The following is a 17,497-nucleotide window of genomic DNA, read 5'->3' as shown; positions in this document are numbered from 1 at the left end:
GGAGAATAATGTCGATGGTTAAAGTTGCAGCTGTGCAGATGCGTTCAGACGGCGATATGTCTGCCAATATTACAGCGCTTGAGCGTATGGTGGGTGAGGCTGCCGCTGAAGGTGCGCAATATGTGCAGACACCTGAAAATACCGGCATTATTCAGAATGACCGTGCGCTTTACCGTGCCAGCCTTCATGCGGAACAGGACGATTCTGTGGTAAAGGCGGCAGGGCTACTTGCAAAACGCCACGGCATTTATCTCCATATTGGTTCAACGCCGATTAAGCTGGATAATGGACTGATTGCCAATCGCGCTTTTGTTTTCGCGCCGGATGGCTCGAAAATCACCACTTATGACAAGATTCATATGTTTGATGTGGATCTGGATAATGGCGAGAGCTGGCGTGAATCCGACACGATTTCTGCCGGTGATCGCGCAGTGGTCGCGGAATTGCCGTTTATGAAGCTCGGATTGGCGATCTGCTATGACATCCGTTTCCCGCAGCTGTTTCAGGCGCAGGCACTGGCGGGTGCCAATGTGATCTCAGCACCTGCTGCTTTCACCCGTCAGACCGGTGAAGCGCATTGGCATATTTTGCAGCGGGCACGGGCGATTGAAAATGGTGCGTTTCTGATCTCTGCGGCGCAGGGCGGTTTGCATAACGGTAATCGTGAAACCTATGGCCATACAATTATCGTATCGCCTTGGGGGAAAATTCTGGCAGAAGCCGATCATGATAATCCGGCTGTAATTTATGCCGAAATTGATGTGGCAGACAGTGCGGCTGCGCGCAACAAAATCCCGAACCTGAAAAATGCGCGGGAATTTAAACTGGAAACCATCGGAGGCGGAGCAGACAAGGCATGATGCGGTTTTCTCTGCACTGTGACCAGTCCCATGAATTTGAGGGCTGGTTTCGCAATAATGAGGACTTCGAAAACCAGACCGCTCGCGGTCTGGTGCAATGCCCTGTTTGTCATTCACCGAAAGTTGGCAAGGCGCTGATGGCACCTTCTGTTTCGACAGGCCGTGCTAAAGAGAAGATTGCTGCGACAATGGGCGAAGCCCAACGTAAATTGCTGGATGAGATGCGCGAGATCAGCCGTAAAGTGAAGGAAAATGCCGATTATGTCGGTGATCGCTTTGCCGAGGAGGCGCGTAAAATTCATCACGGTGAAACGCAAGAGCGCGGCATCTATGGTGAAGCCACGCGGGATGAAATTACGTCATTGGTGGAAGACGGCGTTGAAATTATGCCGCTTCCGCATTTGCCTGAAGATTATAACTGATCTGCATAAGGCAGATCAGTAACGACGCTTACTGTCGTTTTGCCAGAACCATATAATTCACGTCGAGATCGCGTGAGCGGTTCCATGTATCATTCAGCGGATTATAGCTGACGCCGGTTTTTTCCAGCACGGTCAGACCGGCAGCCTGTAACGGTTTTTCCAGCTCTTCAGGACGTACCAGTTTTTCATATTGATGGGTGCCTTTTGGCAGCCAGCGCAGCACATATTCTGCGCCGATAATCGCCAGTCCCCATGCTTTAAGCGTGCGGTTGATGGTGGCGACAAACATCAGTCCCTGAGGCTTAACCATTTTTGCCGTGGCCGACATGAACAGGTCAACGTCAGACACATGCTCAACCACTTCCATATTTAGCACGATATCAAATTGCTCACCTGCATCAGCCAGCGCTTCTGCGGTGGTCGCACGATAATCAATCTCAATGCCCATCTCGGTGGCGTGGATTTTGGCAACTTCAATATTGGTGGTTGAGGCATCGGCGCCGATAACTGTCGCACCAAGGCGTGCCATCGGTTCACACAGCAGGCCGCCGCCGCAACCGATATCGAGAATGCGCAGGCCTTCCAGCGGTTTGGCCGTCAGCGGGTCACGGTTGTAATGTTTGCAAATCTGCTCTTTGAGATATTCTAAACGAGTCGGATTGAATTTATGGAGTGGGCGGAATTTGCCCTGCGGATTCCACCACTCGCTGGCAATGCGCGAGAAATGCGCAACTTCAGCAGGATCAATCGTCGTGCGGCCGGATACGGCTTCCTGTGGCTGCTGTGAGCCCGAATGAGCACTTGTATCTGTCTGTTTGGACGTGTCGGACATAGCTATCTCCATTTGCCATCCATGGACTTGTCTGTTCATAGACGAAAGTCAAGCATCTTTTAACCGGATGTGCTTGCGAAGTGATCATAATTTCGGTATGTCAGCATCACTTACTTGTTGGGTGTACCTCTCAGTACGTTGGCAGGTTCCCGTTGGTTCTCATTTTCATTCAGGATATGTCGACATAATGGCGCGCATTGTGATGAAGTTCGGCGGCACTTCTGTGGCCGATATTGACCGGATCCGGAATGTGGCGCGTCACGTTAAACGTGAAGTCGATTCCGGAAATGAAGTTGCAGTTGTGGTTTCGGCTATGGCCGGTAAAACCAATGAACTGGTAGGCTGGACGCGTGAAGCATCTCCGATGCATGATGCACGCGAATATGATGCGATTGTTGCCTCCGGCGAGCAGGTTACAGCCGGTCTTCTGGCGATTGTGCTGCAGTCGATGGGCGTGAATGCACGTTCATGGCAGGGTTGGCAGATCCCGATCAAGACCGACATGACGCATGGCGCTGCCCGTATTACCGATATTGACGGTTCTTTCCTGATCAAGCGTTTCGGTGAAGGTCAGGTCGCGGTTATTGCCGGTTTTCAGGGTATCAGCCCGGAAAACCGCATTTCGACACTGGGTCGCGGCGGCTCTGATACATCGGCAGTAGCAATTGCTGCGGCGGTTAAAGCGGATCGCTGTGATATCTATACGGATGTGGACGGGGTTTACACCACCGACCCGCGTGTAGAACCTAAAGCCCGCCGCATGGCAAAAATTTCTTTTGAAGAGATGCTGGAAATGGCGTCTCTTGGTGCCAAAGTCCTGCAGGTTCGTTCTGTTGAATTGGCTATGGTGCATAAAGTGCGTACATTTGTACGCTCAAGTTTTGAAGATCCGCATGCGCCGGGCATGGGTGATCCGCTTAACCCTCCCGGAACGCTGATTTGCGATGAGGATGAAATCGTGGAACAACAGGTCGTAACAGGTATCGCTTTCGCCCGAGACGAAGCTCAGATTTCATTACGCCGCGTGGCTGACCGCCCGGGCGTGTCTGCGGCGATTTTTGTCCCGCTGGCTGAAGAACATATCAATGTTGATATGATCGTTCAGAATGTTTCTGAAGACGGTTCAAAAACCGATATGACATTCACCGTTCCTTCGGGTGATATGGATAAAGCGGTTCATGCGTTGGATAAGGTGAAAGCTGAAATCGGCTGCGACTCGATCCAGTCCGAAACCGGCCTTGCGAAAATCTCTGTGATCGGCACCGGTATGCGCTCGCATGCAGGTGTTGCTGCTACAGCGTTTAAAGCGCTGGCCGAAAAAGGCATCAATATTCGTGCAATCACCACATCCGAGATTAAGATCTCGATCCTGATTGACAGCGCTTACACAGAACTCGCGGTACGAACCCTGCATTCTGTTTACGGGCTGGATAAGCACTGAAAAAACTGAATCTATAAAGTTTCAGAAAAGGCAGTGCTTCGCAGCGCTGCCTTTTTTGTTTAGAATGGAATGAAGGCTGGGATGTCGGGGGATTAAAAATTCTGCGATGGGGAGTTTTCGCGGAAAATCAGCTCCAAGCTATGCACTGATTGCATAGCTCATTCTGCGTGACACTCGTGAAACCGTCCGGCTGTAGTAAAAATATAAACCGGAAATGGTTTAAGATATTTTTTGTTGATCAATATGATTAAGCTGGTTTGCGCCCCATTTTGGACACTTAAACAGCATTATGAGCGTCGGTAACAGAAAGATTTGATGAATACGCCCTAGACGATTATGAGAAAAATGCTCACAAGCAAATCAAAGTGAGCTATGCACACAGCGGTGTGATTCGTGATCTGTCTGGTCTTGTATTATAAAAGCTAAAATAATGCCGGACGTGATTTGATCTTAGGCGTGAGGCATCTGGAGGAGCATTGAGACCCTATGCGTGAGCTGACAGCCGGACCCCGGATTTTGCTCAAGCGTCTTCGCGCCTTAATGGCAGAAGCGCTGGAACCGCAGGAACGCCTTGATCATATTGTGCGCGAGATCGCGCAAAATATGGTGGCGGAGGTCTGTTCTTTCTATGTGCTGCGCTCCGATGAAATTCTTGAACTCTATGCAACCGAAGGTCTGAACCCGCAGGCTGTGCATCTGGCGCAATTGCGTCTGGGGCAGGGGCTTGTCGGTACGATTGCTGCAACAGCACGTCCGCTCAATCTGACGGATGCACAGAGCCATCCGGCTTTTACCTATCTGCCGGAAACCGGCGAAGAGGTGTATAATTCCTTCCTCGGTGTTCCGGTGCTGCGCGCAGGACGCACAATGGGGGTTCTGGTTGTGCAGAACCGTACCAAGCGTGCCTATCGCGAGGATGAGCTGGAAGCGCTGGAAACCACAGCGATGGTGCTGGCGGAAATGGTGGCCTCCGGCAATCTGACCCGCTTAGCGCGTCCGGGCGTGGAGCTGACTAACGGTCGTTCTGTCAGCTTCAACGGTCATGCCTATAATGAAGGTGTTGGTCTTGGCCATGTGGTGCTGCATGAGCCGCGCATTGTGGTGACCAATCTCTTCAACGAAGATATTGAGCATGAGATTTCCCGTCTGGATGAGGCGATGGGTTTTCTGCGTCTGTCAATTGACGATATGTTGTCGCGCCGTGATGTGGCGATGGAAGGCGAACACCGTGATGTGCTGGAAGCCTACCGGATGTTTGCCCATGATCGTGGGTGGATGCGGCGCTTGGAAGAAGCCATCCGCAATGGCCTGACAGCAGAAGCTGCGGTTGAAAAAGTCCAGAGTGACACGCGCGCACGGATGATGCATCTGAGCGATCCTTATATGCGCGAACGGCTCAGCGATTTTGATGATCTTGCCAATCGTCTGATGCGCCAATTGATGGGCTATGACCCGAAAAGCGCTGCGGAAATGATGGCCAAGGATTCCATCATTGTCGCTCGTTCCATGGGCGCTGCGGAATTGCTGGATTATCCGCGCGAAAGAGTGCGCGGTCTGGTGCTGGAAGACGGCGCGACGACCAGTCATGTGGTGATTGTCGCGCGTGCTATGGGTATTCCCGTCGTAGGGCAGGCCAAAGGCGTGGTGGCTCTGGCCGAAAATAATGATGCCATCATTATTGATGGTGAGGATGGCCGCGTTCATCTGCGCCCGCAGACTGATGTTGAAGCGGCTTACGCGGAAAAGGTGCGGTTCCGTGCCAAACGTCAGGCGCTGTACCGCGAATTGCGCGATAAGCCTGCGGTTACCAAAGACGGTAAGTCTATTGCATTGCTGATGAATGGCGGCTTGATTGTTGATCTGCCGCAGCTCAAAGAATCCGGTGCCGATGGTGTCGGCCTGTTTCGCACAGAGCTGCAATTCATGGTGGCCTCCACATTCCCGCGCTCCGGCCAGCAGGAAAAACTCTATCGCGCTGTGCTGGAAGCTGCCGGTGATAAGCCGGTAACCTTCCGTACGCTGGATATTGGCGGCGATAAGGTGCTGCCTTATTTCCGCTCCAACGCGCATGAGGAAAATCCGGCGATGGGCTGGCGGGCAATCCGCTTAGCGCTTGACCGGCCAGGCCTGATGCGCACGCAGTTGCGGGCACTGCTCAAGGCTGCTGGCGGACGGGAGTTACGGATTATGTTGCCGATGGTGACGGAAGTCGCCGAGGTGCGGGCGACCCGTGAGATCATTGAGCGGGAAGTAAATTATCTGACCCGTTTTGATTACCAGCCGCCATGCAATCTGAAAATCGGCGCGATGATCGAAGTGCCGTCGCTGCTTTGGCAGTTGGATGAATTGATGAATGAAGTGGATTTTGCCTCCGTCGGATCAAATGATCTGTTCCAATTCATCATGGCGGTTGACCGCGGCAATGCACAGATCGCTGATCGTTTTGACCAGTTGTCTCCGGCATTTTTGCGGGTGTTGCTACAAATTGCAGAAGCCGGAAAACGTCATAATAAACCGGTGACATTATGTGGTGAAATGGCCGGTAAGCCATTAACAGCGATGATGCTGATCGGATTGGGCTTCCGCTCGATCTCAATGTCTGCGGCAGCTATCGGTCCGGTGAAGAATATGTTGTTGTCACTGGATGCCGCTGCACTCAATGCAATACTGGCGGAACTGGTGCACAGGCCGGATGCCAATGGCTCAATCCGTGAAAATCTGGTGCGCTTTGCCAATGAGCAGCAGATTCCGCTGTAAAACCCCGTTTTTTATACGTTAGAACGCCGTGTGCCAGACTTGGCACACGGCGTTCTAACACTTTAAAATTAGAGCATAATTTTTCCTTAAACTGATTCAAGTTTGAGGAATTATGCTCTAAAATTTCGCAATCAAATGTTTCCGTTTGATTGCGAAATGCTTTATGGGTGCAAGCCGATACGTATTGCTAAACCTGTATGTGGTTTCAGGCTCGTTTATTTTAAAAATTAGGATTACCGCATGGTTGCGCTGCCGCAGGACAGAATGGATCAGTTACTCAAGCATTTTATGATGCTTGAAGCACAAATGGCCAATAATCCTTCGCCGGAAACCTATGTTAAACTTGCTTCGGAATATTCATCGCTGGAAGATGTGGCGTTGAAGATTCGTGAATTGCAGGCTGCACAGCAAGAACTGAGAGATTTGATCTCGATGCGTGATGACGCCTCCGGTGATGCGGAAATGCGTGCATTGGCGGAAATGGAAATTCCGGAAATAAAAGACAAGGTTGAAGCGCTCGAAGCAGAAGTGCAGATTTTGCTGCTGCCAAAAGATGCTGCCGACGAGAAAAATGCTATTTTGGAAATTCGTGCCGGTACCGGTGGTTCTGAAGCCGCTTTGTTCGGTGGTGATCTTTTTCGTATGTATGAGCGCTATGCTGCCGACAAAGGCTGGCGGGTTGAAGTTGTTTCAACGAGCGAAGGTGATGCGGGCGGCTTCAAGGAAATTATCGCAACAATTTCCGGCAAAGGCGTGTTTTCCAAGCTGAAGTTTGAATCCGGTGTGCATCGCGTGCAGCGTGTGCCGGAAACAGAAGGCAGCGGGCGTATTCATACGTCGGCCGCAACGGTTGCTGTGCTGCCGGAAGCGGAAGAAATTGATATTGAAATCCGTAATGAAGATATCCGCATTGATACAATGCGTGCGTCAGGTGCCGGTGGTCAGCACGTGAATACCACAGACTCTGCCGTGCGTATTACCCATATTCCGACAGGGATTATGGTGGTGCAGGCGGAAAAATCGCAGCACCAGAACCGGGCGCGAGCCATGCAGATTTTGCGTGCCCGTCTTTATGATATGGAGCGTCAGCGTGCAGAGAGTGAACGCTCCGAGGCACGCCGTAGTCAGGTGGGGTCCGGTGACCGATCCGAGCGTATCCGCACCTATAATTTTCCGCAGGGACGGGTAACCGATCATCGTATCAATCTCACGCTTTATAAGCTTGACCGGGTGATGATGGGTGAGCTGGACGAATTGGTAGATGCGCTGATTTCTGATCATCAGTCCGCATTGCTGGCGGAATTGGGTGATAACTGAGTTGCCATGACAAATCAGGAAAACACGATTAACACGCTCAATCAGCTTCTGGCGCATGTGCGGCTTGAATTACGCCACGCCGAGATTGACAGTGCTGAACTCGATGCCCGTCTGCTGGTGCAGCATTATACCGGTTTTACACTGACGGATATCGTAATCCGTGCAGACGCCACTGTTTCGCATTCTGTGCTGGAAGATGTATTTGCTGCGGTTCAGCGCAGACTGAACGGTGAGCCGGTGCATCGAATCATTGGTGAGCGTGAATTTTATGGCCTTAATTTCAAATTGAATGCCGATACATTGGAACCGCGCCCCGATACGGAAGCGCTGATCGGGCTGGTTTTGCCATTTTTGCAGCAGCAAGTCGCTCAGAAATCTTTTACCGATTTTATTGATATGGGCACGGGTACCGGTGCTATTGCTATCACATTATTGCATGAGGTTCATGAGGCGCGTGGTGTGGCCGTTGATATTGCGGCAGGTGCGCTGCAAGCAGCACGGGTCAATGCAAAAGCCGCAGGTGTTTCTTCGCGTCTCGCTGTCTTACAGAGCGACTGGTTTGATGCTGTACGTGGAAAATATGACCTGATTGTCTCAAATCCGCCCTATATTCCGGCCAAAATTGTGCTTGAACTGGACAAAGGTGTTAAGGATTTTGACCCGCGCCGCGCCTTGGATGGCGGTGAAGATGGCTTGAATTTTTATCGCTCCCTGGCGGCAAAAGGTGCGGATTATCTGCACGATAATGGTATGATTGCGGTTGAAATCGGAGCAGGGCAAGCACCGGATATTGAGACGATTTTTGCGGAGCATGGTTTCAAACTGACCGGTGATGCAGAAGATTTGGGTGGTCATAAACGCGCATTGTCATTTCAGCGTTGACTTTAATGTTTAATATGATCAAAAAAGACTTGGAATTTACGGCAAACATGTCTAATTTCCTGTCACCGCTGCTGCTTCGTGTCTCCTCGATGATGGATGAAAGATGCAGTAACAATTCGGACGAACGCATAATTTAATCTTTGAACCGGTAGCGATTTAAAGACTTATGCGCTAGTATGTCGGACAGAGTTGTCAGCCTGAAGTTATATGTTTGAAATTGTATCTTGATGAAAACGTATCGGTTGGTACGAAATTATAAGAGCGATTCACACATCTTAATCAGCTGCTGTCCGGTGGTTTTTTAACCGACCTCCTTTGCGGAGTTGCTGACACGGCAGCACAAAACTTAAACAAAATTATATGCTGAAAGTGCGGGGCGCACTTTTTGTTATTGTCGTTATGAAGTCCATCAGCTCTTTCAGCTGAAATGATTTCTTCGCCCCTAATCTGAAAAGAGATGAGTATGAGGCCAGCACAGCAGAACAGGCGCATGCGTGGACGGGGGAATAATAACCGTAAGGGCCCTAATCCTCTTTCCCGTAATTACGAAAGTAACGGACCTGATGTAAAAATCAGGGGCAATGCGCAGCATATTGCCGAAAAATATACAACTCTGGCTCGCGATGCACAGGCAACCGGCGACCGGGTTATTGCAGAGAATTATTTGCAGCACGCAGAGCATTATAACCGTATCATTCTGGCAGCGCAGGCTCAAAACCCTGTGCCGGTACAGCGGGATGAAGGCTTTGATGATGACTATGATGATGACGATACAATGGAGCAGGGTCATTCCGGCCAGTCCGTGTCGCATCAGGAAGTCTATGACGGCAGCGGCCCGCAGCCTGTTATCGAAGGCACACCTGCTGAAGTGATGTATGGCGAAGAAAATTCCCGTTCTTCCGGTCGCAATAACCGTCAGCAGAATAATCGTCAGGACCGTGGCGACCGTAATGATCGTAATGATCGTAACGACCGCAACGATCGTAATAATGACCGTAACAATGACAGGCAGGGTCGTATGCAGCGTCCGCGCCGTCATCAGCGCCCTGAATATGGCGCTGAGCAGGGGCAGGAAGTTGCTGTTGCTGCACCGCAGGTTCCTTATGAACAGCCTGCAGTACAGCCGGACAATCAGCCGGCAGCAAAACCGGTTGTAACGTCAACCTATGCGGAGCCTGTTGTTGCTGCTGTGAGCGAAGTTGCGGAAGCGCCAGTTGTGCGTCGCCGCCCGCGTGCCGCAGCACCGGTTGTGAAGGAAAGCGATGCTGCTCCGGTAGCGGATGTGAAGCAGGATGCAGCTGTCGATACTGTTTCGACTGATGAAGAAGCAGCACCGCGTACCCGTCGTGTATTGCGTCCGCGCCGCACGACCCGCGCACCGAAAGCAGATGCGGAAACGCAGGATCAGGATACAGCTTTGGCTGAAACTGAGTAATCTGTTGCACTTTGTTTGATTTAAAAACCGGCGGTTTACCGCCGGTTTTTTTATGTGCAGGCGGTAGCCTGTCTCTGCTGAGACCAAGGCGGCTTAAGATGCTAACGCTATCCAAGCCTTGAAACAGTTCAATCGCCACTCGGGCTTAACCAAAACCCCATGAGCCATACTCAAAGGGTTTTGGTATGAAATAATAATTTTCAGGTATTTGTTTCAACCCCTTGCAGGTACAGGGCTATCGCCCCATATCAATTTCAGACAGGGTGCCGGAGCATTCAGTTCCTTCATCCAAAATCTGTTTTACAAGGTTCCTGCCTTTAAGGGGGAGCCGTCACCCACGATCTTCCGATGCCATAACGGGTCGGGAGGCGAAAAGGAGACATTATGAATATTGAGAAATACAGCGAACGCGTACAGGGTTTTATCCAGTCTGCGCAGAGCTTTGCGTTAAATTCGGATAATCAGCAATTTGCCCCTGAACATCTGCTTAAAGTCTTGGTGGATGATGAAGAAGGTCTGGCCTCCGGTCTGATCGAACGGGCTGGCGGTCGCATACCTGATATTAAACTCGCACTTCAAAGCGCCCTTGCTGCACTGCCGAAAGTAACCGGTGGTAACGGGCAGCTTTATCTGGCGCAGCCGCTTGCAAAAATTCTGACCACTGCAGAAGAACTGGCGACCAAAGCCGGTGACAGCTATGTCACGGTTGAGCGTTTGCTTACTGCTTTCACGATGGAAAAAAGCGCCAAAACTTATGAAATTCTGTCCAAGGCGGGGGTAACGCCGAAGGCTCTGAATGAGGTGATTAATCAGATGCGTAAAGGCCGGACTGCCGACAGTGCTTCTGCTGAAGCCAATTTCGAAGCGTTGAAAAAATATGCCCGTGATCTGACAGAAGATGCACGCTCCGGCAAGCTGGATCCTGTGATCGGCCGTGATGATGAAATCCGCCGTACCATTCAGGTTCTGTCACGCCGTACCAAAAATAATCCGGTGCTGATCGGTGAGCCGGGCGTGGGTAAAACTGCGATCGCTGAAGGTCTGGCACTGCGCATCATCAATGGTGATGTGCCTGAATCGCTGAAAGACAAGCGATTGATGGCGCTTGATATGGGTGCGCTGATTGCCGGTGCGAAATATCGCGGTGAGTTTGAAGAACGGCTGAAATCCGTGCTGACTGAGGTGGAATCCGCAGCAGGCGAAATCATCTTGTTCATCGACGAAATGCACACCTTGGTTGGTGCCGGTAAATCTGATGGTGCGATGGATGCGTCCAACCTGCTCAAGCCTGCGCTTGCGCGTGGTGAGTTGCATTGTGTTGGCGCAACAACATTGGAAGAATACCGTAAATATGTTGAAAAAGATGCGGCGCTTGCCCGTCGTTTCCAGCCGGTATTCGTCAATGAACCGACTATTGAAGATACAATCTCGATCCTGCGCGGTTTGAAGGAAAAATACGAGCAGCATCATAAAGTGCGTATTTCGGACTCGGCTTTGGTCTCGGCAGCAAGCTTGTCGAACCGTTACATTACAGATCGTTTCCTGCCGGATAAGGCGATTGACCTTGTGGATGAAGCGGCTGCGCGTTTGCGTATGCAGGTGGATTCCAAACCGGAAGAGCTGGATGAGATGGATCGTCGTGTGATGCAGCTCAAAATCGAGCGTGAAGCACTGAAGCTGGAAACTGATACGGCATCGAAAGATCGCTTGCAGCGTCTTGAAAAAGAACTGACTGATCTGGAAGAAGAATCCGCTGAGCTGACTGCCAAATGGCAGGCAGAAAAGCAGAAACTCGGCCATGCAGCAGATCTGAAAAAGCAGCTTGAAGATGCGCGCAATGCTTTGGCAACTGCCCAGCGTAATGGTGAGTTCCAGAAAGCCGGTGAGCTGGCCTATGGTACGATCCCGCAGCTGGAAAAACAGCTGAGCGATGCGGAAGCACAGGAAAATACCGGCACAATGCTGGAAGAAACTGTGTCGCCGGATCATATTGCGCAGATCATTTCCCGCTGGACCGGTATTCCGGTTGACCGGATGCTGGAAGGCGAACGGGAAAAACTGCTTCGTATGGAAGACGAACTCGGTAAACGGGTGATCGGTCAGGGTGAAGCAGTGCAGGCAGTATCGCGTGCGGTGCGTCGTGCCCGTGCCGGTCTTCAGGATCCGAACCGTCCGATCGGCTCGTTCATCTTCTTAGGCCCGACTGGTGTTGGTAAAACAGAACTGACCAAAGCTTTGGCCACATTCCTGTTTTCCGATGAAACAGCCATGGTGCGGATTGATATGTCCGAATTCATGGAGAAACACTCGGTTTCCCGTCTGATCGGTGCCCCTCCGGGCTATGTCGGTTATGAAGAAGGTGGTGTGCTGACAGAAGCTGTGCGTCGTCGTCCGTATCAGGTGATCCTGTTCGACGAGATTGAGAAGGCGCATCCGGATGTCTTTAACGTGCTGTTGCAGGTGCTGGATGATGGTCGTCTGACCGATGGTCAGGGGCGTACTGTGGATTTCCGCAATACGCTGATTATTATGACGTCCAATCTTGGTGCGGAATATCTGGTTGCACTGAATGAAGATCAGGATGTGGACAGTGTTCGTGAAGAAGTGATGGGCGTTGTGCGTTCATCGTTCCGTCCGGAATTTCTCAACCGTGTGGATGAGATCATTCTGTTCCATCGTCTGCGTCGTTCGGAAATGGGTGCGATTGTCGATATTCAGCTGGGCAGACTGCAAAATCTGCTGACTGATCGCAAGATCACGCTGGAAGTTGAAAGCGATGCCCGTAACTGGCTTGCTGATAAGGGCTATGATCCTGCTTATGGTGCCCGTCCTCTGAAACGGGTGATCCAGAAACAGGTACAGGATCCGCTTGCTGAGAAAATTCTCGGCGGTGAAATCCTTGATGGCTCGGTGGTGGATATTTCTGCCGGATCAGATCGTCTGGTCTTTCAGCCAAAGCAATAAAGCTGAATTTTCCAGCTACAGCTTAATTCCTTAAACTTGAGCCAGTTTAAGGTAAAATTATGCTGTAAATATAAATGTTAGAGCAAGCTTTGTTCACCCAAGAGGGCGCACGGCGCTCTAATGCTAAATAACTGATTTCTGAAATAAATCAGTCGTACGCATTTGAAACAAGGCGGCGTTGTCGAAAGACAGCGCCGCCTTTTCATTGCATGAAAAAATATCTTTGTGACGGTATCTTCTTCATGTGTAGTTAAGTTATTAACCATAAAAATGGCCTGATCTGAGATTAGAGCATGTCTGGTCGGGGAACCGGCTGAAGCGACAGTGATTTGGATTTTTAAAGGTGTGGTATGCATAAAATGCGGGGAATGTTTTGGAAGACTTATCTCGGGCTGCCGGTCACAGCGCTGACAAGTCTGACAATTGCGCCTGCTTATGCTGCCGGATCAGGTGACGAACAGCCGGTTTTGATGGCGCAGCTTTATGATCCGGGAGAAGTGATTTTTCAGGATAATACTGTGCGGGTCTATATTGACGCTTCAGGGCGGCAGGTGACTATGGATCATCAGGGTAAAATTCTGCGTATTCAGGAGCAACCGGGCGGATATCCGCAACGCCCGCCACAGCAGCCGAATAATAATGACAACTGGACATTGAATGGCCCTGTCGATGGTGGTGCGCCCTATGATGGCTTCGCCAATGTGCCGGATAATGCAGGTGTGGATTATTTTCCCGCAGCACCGCGAGGTTCGGGCGTGAACAATGCTGCGATTGATCGCTCAACATTGCCGGATGTCGGCACTGCACCTTCACCGGATAATAATGATTATCGACCTGCAATCGAAGACCCTTATGGCCAATCTACGGGTTCCGGCGGCATACAGGGAACACCGACGCCATCGGTTATCATGCCAAAAGGGCAGGGCGCCAAAACCAAAATGGCATCTTATCAGATTTTGCTGGATCGTATCGGCACATCACCGGGTGTGATTGACGGTAAAGCTGGTGGTAACGTCGATAAAGCTGCCGCTGCCTATCTTGAAATGACGGGCACGACCCTGAATCCTGCGGACGAAGCGCAAAATAATATGCTGCTGGAATCAACAGGCGGACCTGCTTTCACGGAATATACGCTTACCAACTCGGACATCGGGCGTTTTTATCTGGCCTCGGTGCCGAATGATTATGCCGAGAAAGCGAAACTGCCGGAAATGGCCTATGTTTCACCGCGTGAAATGTTGGGCGAAAAATTCCATATTGATGAAACTTATCTGCAGGAAATCAATCCTGGTATCAGTTTTCGTCAGCCGGGCGAGGTAATCCGTGTGCCTAATCTGGGTAAGCAGAAACGGTCGCCTGTTGCTAAAATTATTGCGGATAAAGCGCGGAAACAAGTGCGTGGCTATGATGCAACCGGCAAACTGGTTGTGGCCTATCCTTCGACCATCGGTTCGGCGGATAATCCTTCGCCATCCGGTCTTGTGACCGTTGAGCGGATCGCAACCAATCCGAATTATACCTATAATCCGAAGATCAATTTCAAGCAGGGTAATAATGACAAGGTGCTGATTGTGCCGCCGGGGCCTAACGGACCAGTGGGTACTGTGTGGATTGCTTTGTCCAAACCAACTTATGGTATTCACGGGACCCCCGATCCGTCCCGTATTGGTAAAACCGCCAGTCATGGCTGTATCCGCCTCGCCAATTGGGATGCGGAAGAACTGGCCAAACTGGTGAAAGCGGGTGTAACCGTCGAGTTTACAGATTAGAGTGCCTTGTGCCAAATTTGGCACATATCAAAGTCGCGCTAACGCTTTTAAATTATGCTCTAAAAAAGCGGCTAAAATAGCCGCTTTTTTTATTAGCTTTTCGCCTGAGATGTATTGGCAACTTTGGCAGGCACATCACCTTTGCCATCAAGAAGCTGATCAATACGGTTACGCTCTCGCATAAAGACTTCCAGCTGCTTTCCGCCCAAGGACTGGCTTTGTGGCATACGGATACGCATCGGATCTACTTTTGCGCCATTGACGATGACTTCATAATGCAGATGCGGACCGGTCGAGAGACCGGTGGAGCCGACATAACCGATCAGCTGTCCCTGACGAACACGTGTGCCGGGTGTAATGCCGGAAGCAATTGCGTTCTGGTGGTTATAGCTGGTTTGATAGCCATTGCCGTGACGGATAATGGTTTGATTGCCATAACCATTCGCCCAACCGGCTTTTTCAACAACACCATTACCGGCTGCGAGAATAGGGGAGCCGCGCGGCGCACGCCAGTCAACACCGGTATGCATACGAACATAGCCAAGAATAGGGTGGCGGCGTCCTCCAAACGGAGAGCCGAACACACCATTCGGAACCGGTTTTCTGATCAGGAATTGTTGTGCGCTGCGGCCATTCTCATCATAGAACTCAATGCCACCTTCCGGCGACTGATAGCGATAGAATTTTCGTGTTGCTCCGCCCATATTGGCGCTGACATAGAGCAATTGCGATTCTTCATTGGCACTGTCAGAATCTTCCGGCAGGGAGAAAAAGGCTTCAATCGTATCAGAACGCGTAATCTTGGACTGAAGGTCAACATCATTTGCCAGCATTTTTACCAACTGACGCGCCATATCATTGGTCATACCATAAGCAAGAGCTGCTTTATAAACCGCATCATAAACGGACGGCAGCTCACCGCGAATGCTTGGCGGTGGCGCAGAATCGTCAAAGGCGGTCTGCAACAGCGGCGTCATTTCCGGTTCATCAGACGGGACATATTGCTTTTGGTCATCAAGAGCGACCGTGACAATATGGGTTGTACCGCTATAAAGTGTAACGCGAACAATATGATCTTCGGCTTCAGATGACATAACGCCTACGCGTAATACGCTACCGGCTTTCAGCCGCGGAGAGTTCATCAGTTTTGCGAGTGCTTCTGCGATATTATCAGCATCTTCCCCTTCATAGCCGCTCTTATTAAGCGCATCGATGATTTTTGAATCGGAGCGGAACGGGATAATATCTTCAGAAAAGCCGCTATTGGTCTCATCTTCCATTAGACGATTGCTAATACTGACATTCTCTTGCGTGATACGCACGCCAAGCGGTTGGGTCAGTGTATAAGAAGAGTCACTGCTACCAAAACGCAGCGGATCAACATAATGCAGCGATGCGATCTGCACATCACCATCCGTCAGTAACTGACCTGTGCTGCGGACAACTTTTTCAACTTCATCACTGCTGAGATCAGATTCGGAATCATAATTTGTAGCAGTCATGGGAAAATCAATGGTGCGCAGACTGATTTCACTCTCAACCTTAGCGCCGTAGATCTGTGCGGTATCCGCTGGCTGCACCTGAGGCTTAGCACCATCAGAGAAAACAGCCATAGCATCAAATGCCGGATATTGGCGGCTTGCCGGATGATCGGCAGCCAAAGCCATCCTCACATATTCAAAAGGTTTGGTGCGGATTACCTCGCGCTCACCGACTTTTTGCATGGTGGATACATCCATGCGGCGACGGTCGCGGCTCTTTTGTTTAGTAATCGTAGCGATAACACGCTTGCCCTTGGTGCTGTCCTGAGCATCATTTTTCGAGGGCATTTCAGATTTTGTGGCAAGTTCAGGCGGCGTTGCTAATTGCTGACGTCCATCGAGAGCTGCAAATAGCGCAATGCCAATCAATAAGGAAGCAGTGATACCTGTCAGGAAGGTGCCTGCAAGCCATCGTGCAGAAACCTCACGCCGGTCCGGAGGGCCACGCCTTCCGTCGGTGATGAGCGGCGGCTCATCTCCGGGTTCACTGGTGTTGGTCACGATCTGCTGATTCATGCCGTGCAGTACCATTCCTTATTATATATGTCCGCGCCTGAATGGTGGCGGAAAACTCTGCAAAATATGCATTGCTTCAGGTGAGAGCAAAGTTTTGCCTGCCCGTGTCGGCTTAGTCAATGTAAACTCGGCTGACAAATGAATTATGTGAAATCATTCCACGATTATTCGCTGTGAAAAGACTCTTGCCGCTGAACTGTTCATTTCGCCGTTTGTCTGCCTATCGTCGGATTAGGGCGTGTTTGTGATCAAGGGATAAAATCTTGCGAAAATTACGCTCTATATAGAGGTCACAAGTGCGGTTGCTCCTGCGTGACATATAAAGGAGGTGAGAAGAGCGCAATTGCGCTGGGTATATGGAGAAAACGATCAGGGTTCGCGCAATGAGTAAGGTAGAGAATCGCGCTTTCAAAGCTTGATTCTGAATTTACGAGTCGGAACAAGGCGTTGGGGTGTTATTTTGATATATGTGGTGCGAGTTTTGAGGTGTTTTGGTTGTAATTGTGGGGTTGGGTGTATGCTGGTTGGTGTAAATTTGGGTGTTTGGCTGTGAATTTGTGTTTTTTGTTATAAAAATTCCATAAAAGGTGTTTTGTCGTGTTGACAGTTTTGGTTAGTGGGGTCTATATGAGGCCAACAACGAGGGCGGCGGCGCTGCTAGCGGCAGAGAGCTTCGCCCCTGAGATTGGTTGATTGAGAGATTGGCTAATCGGTAAGGCACTGAAAAGATTGAGAGATTGATTTAGTGTTTACGAGATTTT

At 50.5% G+C, this 17,497-nt stretch carries 11 protein-coding genes; 9 read left to right on the top strand and 2 right to left on the bottom strand.

Translation table 11 applies throughout. The features are described 5' to 3' along the window. The first annotated feature begins 8 nt into the window (after positions 1–8). Positions 9–860 (top strand): carbon-nitrogen hydrolase family protein, encoded by an 852-nt coding sequence (locus tag QUF18_RS12775; RefSeq protein ID WP_289387566.1) that lies wholly within the window; start codon positions 9–11, stop codon positions 858–860. Further along, a complete protein-coding gene (locus QUF18_RS12770) occupies positions 857–1,282 on the top strand; it encodes a DUF1178 family protein (RefSeq protein WP_289387565.1) in 426 nt (141 codons plus the stop codon). The genes QUF18_RS12775 and QUF18_RS12770 overlap by 4 nt, the downstream gene beginning before the upstream one ends. A 28-nt stretch (positions 1,283–1,310) precedes the next feature. Here QUF18_RS12770 and ubiG read toward each other — a convergent pair whose 3' ends face one another. Continuing rightward, entirely contained in the window at positions 1,311–2,114 is an 804-nt protein-coding gene (ubiG, locus tag QUF18_RS12765; RefSeq protein ID WP_289387563.1) for a bifunctional 2-polyprenyl-6-hydroxyphenol methylase/3-demethylubiquinol 3-O-methyltransferase UbiG, read from the bottom strand. Between the two features lie 187 nt (positions 2,115–2,301). Between ubiG and QUF18_RS12760 the strand changes: the two genes are divergently transcribed. From QUF18_RS12760 to QUF18_RS12730, 7 genes are all read left to right on the top strand, one after another. Next, positions 2,302–3,555 carry an aspartate kinase gene (locus tag QUF18_RS12760; protein ID WP_122006312.1) on the top strand — a complete coding sequence of 418 codons (1,254 nt, stop codon included), beginning with the start codon at positions 2,302–2,304 and terminating at the stop codon, positions 3,553–3,555. 486 nt (positions 3,556–4,041) lie between these two features. Next, entirely contained in the window at positions 4,042–6,312 is a 2,271-nt protein-coding gene (gene ptsP / locus QUF18_RS12755) for a phosphoenolpyruvate--protein phosphotransferase (RefSeq protein ID WP_289387562.1), read from the top strand. Positions 6,313–6,552: 240 nt separating this feature from the next. Beyond that, positions 6,553–7,629, top strand: coding sequence for a peptide chain release factor 1 (gene prfA / locus QUF18_RS12750; protein WP_289387560.1), 1,077 nt, complete (start codon positions 6,553–6,555; stop codon positions 7,627–7,629). A gap of 6 nt (positions 7,630–7,635) precedes the next feature. Beyond that, complete coding sequence (gene prmC / locus QUF18_RS12745) at positions 7,636–8,511, top strand: peptide chain release factor N(5)-glutamine methyltransferase (RefSeq protein ID WP_289387559.1); 876 nt, start codon at positions 7,636–7,638, stop codon at positions 8,509–8,511. 463 nt (positions 8,512–8,974) lie between these two features. Further along, positions 8,975–9,946 carry a DUF4167 domain-containing protein gene (locus tag QUF18_RS12740; protein WP_374807063.1) on the top strand — a complete coding sequence of 324 codons (972 nt, stop codon included), beginning with the start codon at positions 8,975–8,977 and terminating at the stop codon, positions 9,944–9,946. Between the two features lie 384 nt (positions 9,947–10,330). Continuing rightward, positions 10,331–12,910, top strand: a complete 2,580-nt coding sequence (clpB, locus tag QUF18_RS12735; RefSeq protein WP_289387554.1) for an ATP-dependent chaperone ClpB — start codon at positions 10,331–10,333, stop codon at positions 12,908–12,910. Positions 12,911–13,380: 470 nt separating this feature from the next. Continuing rightward, positions 13,381–14,679 (top strand): L,D-transpeptidase, encoded by a 1,299-nt coding sequence (locus QUF18_RS12730; RefSeq protein ID WP_434547422.1) that lies wholly within the window; start codon positions 13,381–13,383, stop codon positions 14,677–14,679. A 92-nt stretch (positions 14,680–14,771) separates the two neighbouring features. Here QUF18_RS12730 and QUF18_RS12725 read toward each other — a convergent pair whose 3' ends face one another. Then, on the bottom strand, positions 14,772–16,736 hold the full coding sequence (locus QUF18_RS12725; protein ID WP_289387551.1) for a M23 family metallopeptidase: 1,965 nt from the start codon (positions 16,734–16,736) through the stop codon (positions 14,772–14,774). Positions 16,737–17,497 lie beyond the last annotated feature (761 nt).

The organism is Pseudochrobactrum kiredjianiae (assembly GCF_030362795.1).
In the GTDB taxonomy this organism is placed as follows: Bacteria; Pseudomonadota; Alphaproteobacteria; order Rhizobiales; family Rhizobiaceae; genus Pseudochrobactrum; species Pseudochrobactrum kiredjianiae.
Note: the sequence above shows the minus strand (reverse complement) of the source record. Positions and strands in the feature narration are given on the sequence as shown.